This window comes from Microcystis sp. LEGE 08355, assembly GCF_015207185.1.
GTDB classification, from domain to species: domain Bacteria; phylum Cyanobacteriota; class Cyanobacteriia; order Cyanobacteriales; family Microcystaceae; genus Microcystis; species Microcystis panniformis.
Genome location: NZ_JADEXI010000406.1, coordinates 1 through 4,253 on the forward strand (window position 1 = coordinate 1; position 4,253 = coordinate 4,253).

The following is a 4,253-nucleotide window of genomic DNA, read 5'->3' on the forward strand; positions in this document are numbered from 1 at the left end:
GGTAGAGCTATATCAAGCGCGTGAGCATAAACGTTATCGTTTTCGTTTGATTCTACTTGGTAGTTTCGGTAGTTATCAGCATCTGTCTTAAATAATAAATAGCCACTTCCCGCTACATAACTAGGTAAGGTAACGGTACTACTTACTGTATAGGTTTCCTTGGGTTCTAAGGGTAAGCCGTTGCCACTGTGGATAAATTTATCGGTAAGATAAATATCATCACTATCCCCATAGATATTATTGGTGGAGAAGACTACTTGGTCATACCAGTACGAGTACCAGTAGGAATTTGTGGCAGCAACCGAACTGTCATTTTTCCCTGTCCAAGATAAGGTAATACTCTGACCAGCACCAGCGGCAGTGGGAGCGGTGACATCAGTAATAATTAAATTGGGTAGAGCTATATCAAGCGCGTGAGCATAAACGTTATCGTTTTCGTTTGATTCTACTTGGTAGTTTCGGTAGTTATCAGCATCTGTCTTAAATAATAAATAGCCACTTCCCGCTACATAACTAGGTAAGGTAACGGTACTACTTACTGTATAGGTTTCCTTGGGTTCTAAGGGTAAGCCGTTGCTACTGTAGATAAATTTATCGGTAAGATAAATATCATCACTATCCCCATAAAAGACAGGGGACGTAATTTCTGGCAAAGCCGATAAGGGAGTTATGGTATTTGTATAGTATCCACCCTCACCAATATTAAATACAATGGTATCTGTACCCAGATTATTATTAGACTCAGTTATTGCCCATCTTAGGGAACCTTCCCCATCATCGTTGGTATTAGTGACCGTATAAGTAGTCCACTGATTGGGGGTTGCAGTTTTCGTTTCCGGTACCGACAGAGGATTATTCATATCCTTAGCTCCAACATAAAGAAGTTTAATACCGAGGCGTTCATCATTGACTATTTCTCTGGGAGTATAGCCTAAGCTACCTAGCTATGTCAAGAAGTTTTTAGTAACTTCACAGGAACCTTAAAAAACTTAACCAATTATTACTTCTATATCCTGGGTTATAAATGTTGGGATTATCTGGGCTGCTACAGGTAATGCGATGTTTATATTCTTAGGTTGTGTTAATAGCTTAATTTCTAGGGTTTTCATAGTCTAAAAACAATGGTTATCCTCTTGTGTGAATAGGAGGAAAATCTAAGCTGGTATCTCCCATTTAGCCGCTCGTAAGTGGGTGGGTGGAATTAAATATAAAATGAACGTAGGTTGGGCTTCGGCCGTGAGCTCAGCCGAACGGTTGAAGCATGAAACCCAACGCCCGCATGGGTTACGCTACCGCTAACCCATCCTACAAATAATTGTGCCTCCCTACTTAACTAGATGAGAGAAACTGTAGGGATTAATAAATGCCTAAGCAAAATTAATTACACATTATAAGCCGCTACTCTGTCACTAAACACAGAAAACGGGTTTCTTGAGGAAACCCGTTTGCTTGGGCGACAAACCAGAATTATTCAGGTTTGATTAACTGATTTAAATAGCCTTGAAAATCTGAGATTGAGTCAAGAGTAATCGCTTGTCTTAAGAGATTTTTTAGAAGAGAAGTGTCTTGAATTTGGCTAATCTTATTAACCAGTTCAGAAGGCACATTCTCAAAGCGAATCTCAAGGGCATCAATGACAGATTCTCTCATCCCTTTTTCCATTCCCATTCTTTCAACACTGGTAATATAAGGCATTCGTTTTTCCTCCTCGTACTGATTTAATTCCTGTTGAAACTCTTGTTCTAATTCAGTGGGTAAGCTCATCAGCCAATCGATAAACTTAAAGAGGTTGAGAATATCCTCTCGTTGATAACCCTGTTCGTACAACCGTTTAGTTAATGCTAATTTCGCTTCTTTGCGCTTTTTTCGGTTTTGCCGAGTTTCTAAAGCTTGGAGATGCGCCATCACGACTGTAGCAAAAGGATTGCGGTTGGCTGCTAAAGCTGACCACTGCTGCTTAAATTCTAGCAACTTGACGACCGGAAAGCGAAAACTCACTTGACAATCAAATAACTCACGCTCAAATTGATTGGGTCGCCAAGAAGCATTATCATCACCTAAAACTGCCAAACTCGCTACTGAACGCCTGTAACGATCATAAATACGGTAGTAATAGACAAACATCCGTTCAGCAAAGTCAATTTCTCGCTGACCCTGAATTTCTATGTGGATTAAAACCCAGGTCTCTTCTCCCGCAAGACGATAAATTTTCACCAACTTATCGACGAGACGTTTGCCTAACTCAGCATCCCGCACCACTTGTTGAAGTTCTTTGTCGAGAAATTCAAAGCCTTGATTCCAATCAATACCCGCGTGAGCTTGAGGAAAAAAGAAGGAAACAAAGTCTTTAAAGTAGATTTCTAAGACATCTTTCCAAGGAGTATCAAAATCAGTATTTGGGTTATTCATTTCAGTTATCAGTTATCAGTTATCAGTTATCAGTTCTCTTGAACCACCGAAGCAATTTTTGTGATATACTGACGCAGAAAATGGGTTTCTTAAAGAAACCCGTTTTCTTGATTAATTCTGGCGCTTGCACTTGCTGGCTAATCCCAGAGTTAATAATAGTCCGAAAATACTATCAGGTTCGGGAACTTTGACCCCATTAGTAAGCTTGATATTATCAACTAATAAAGCTGAATTTCCAGTAGCATTTCCTCCTCCTGTCTTATCCACATCAACTACCCCAAACCCTAAAATATAATTTCCAGTCACCGATATTGGTATCGTGTAGGTTTGATAACCTGTTTCTTTCTTTAAATGGGAAAAAGAGGGATTGACTGGAAAAATAGATTGAGTATCTGCCAAAGAATATAAAGTATTATTAAGGGTAAAAAAGGCGAAATCGTTGTAATCTGTATTATTCGCATCTTCATCAGTAAGAAAATTCCAAGAAAAGCTGAAAACATCGCCAGCATTAGCAGTAATAGTCTGTTTAATAGCCGAGCCTTCAACAACCGATAGATTGCTTAACTGATTACCCGATAAGCCGAGAAATGATTCTAAATCATTGGCATTATTCAAGGATTGACTGTCATCACAAGCACCGACAAAAACACAAGTTTGTAACACTGCTTGATAACTTCCGTTAACCGGTGTAACCTGAAAACTTGAAGTTTCAATGCTCGTTTTTCTGACTTTTGGCCGCTCTGAGCAGGTTTTAGGACAGCCCATGTCTAAAGAAAATATAAAACTGCATTTGAAAAAAGCTGGAAATCCTGTAACAGTTATCCCGATGATTGCCTACTCCCTTTAATGATGCTTAGAAAACCCCAAAATTGCTGGCAGTTAAAGCTAAAGTTGGAGAAAGTGTCGCAATTTGGCTGGCTGCTGTTGTTCCTGTACCATCAATGTCGTACCATAATTGACCATTACTGGCATTATAAATAAAACGATGAGCGGAGGTCGTCGCTGATGTTCCGGTAGTAAACTGGGTGTTTAGTAAAGTACCAACCGTTAAACCGCCACTAAATCCACTCCGAGATACCAAAATCGTGTCATCTAGCACATTAAAGTCGGCAATCGTGTCAATGCCTTCCGTGCGGGAGTTATAGCGGAAGAAATCACGGCCACTTCCTCCCGTCAAGCTGTCATTTCCTGTCCCTCCCACCAGTGTATCATCGCCATTTCCGCCGAGTAGGGTATCATTTCCATTGCCCCCATTAAGGCTATCATTACCATCCAACCCAGAGAGAAGATTGGCACCTGAATTTCCCGTTATCACATTATTGCCATTGTTCCCCGTGCCATTAATCGCTGTACTACCTGTTAAGGTGAGATTTTCAAGGTTATCGGCCAAGGTATAAGTAATGGAGGCGGAAACCGTATCTGTTCCTGCACTATCAATAATCACATCGTTGAGGTTATCAATGGTATAAGTGTCATTACCTTCTCCTCCGTCTAGGGTATCTACCCCTGCTTTGCCGTCTAATGTATCGTTCCCTGCATCGCCTAGGAGGTAATTATTGCCGTTATTGCCGATAATTGTGTTATTCGCACTGTTCCCCGTGCCATTTAAGTTACCATTCCCAGTTAAGGTGAGATTTTCTAATCCCGCTGCTAGGGTATAACTAAAGGGGGCAATAACCGTATCTGTTCCTGCACTATCAATAATCACATCATTGACGTTATCAATGGTATAAGTGTCATTACCTTCTCCTCCGTCTAGGGTATCTACCCCTGCTTTGCCGTCTAATGTATCGTTCCCTGCATCGCCTAGGAGGTAATTATTGCCGTTATTGCCGATAATTGTG

At 40.6% G+C, this 4,253-nt stretch carries 5 protein-coding genes; 1 reads left to right on the forward strand and 4 read right to left on the reverse strand.

The genetic code is table 11. The annotated features are described in order from the left end of the window. From IQ242_RS17955 to IQ242_RS17965, 3 genes are all read right to left on the reverse strand, one after another. A partial coding sequence (locus tag IQ242_RS17955; RefSeq protein WP_193960908.1) for a CARDB domain-containing protein occupies positions 1–860 on the reverse strand: 860 nt, incomplete at its 3' end. Positions 861–1,467: 607 nt separating this feature from the next. Then, entirely contained in the window at positions 1,468–2,409 is a 942-nt protein-coding gene (locus tag IQ242_RS17960; protein ID WP_193960909.1) for a cytosolic protein, read from the reverse strand. Positions 2,410–2,520: 111 nt separating this feature from the next. After that, entirely contained in the window at positions 2,521–3,072 is a 552-nt protein-coding gene (locus tag IQ242_RS17965; protein WP_255520671.1) for a PEP-CTERM sorting domain-containing protein, read from the reverse strand. Between the two features lie 49 nt (positions 3,073–3,121). Between IQ242_RS17965 and IQ242_RS26795 the strand changes: the two genes are divergently transcribed. Beyond that, positions 3,122–3,256, forward strand: coding sequence for a hypothetical protein (locus tag IQ242_RS26795; protein WP_255520672.1), 135 nt, complete (start codon positions 3,122–3,124; stop codon positions 3,254–3,256). Between the two features lie 6 nt (positions 3,257–3,262). On the opposite strand, the gene IQ242_RS17970 is transcribed toward IQ242_RS26795, so the two are convergent. Continuing rightward, the coding region (locus IQ242_RS17970; RefSeq protein ID WP_193960911.1) for a calcium-binding protein at positions 3,263–4,253 on the reverse strand (991 nt) is incomplete at its 5' end.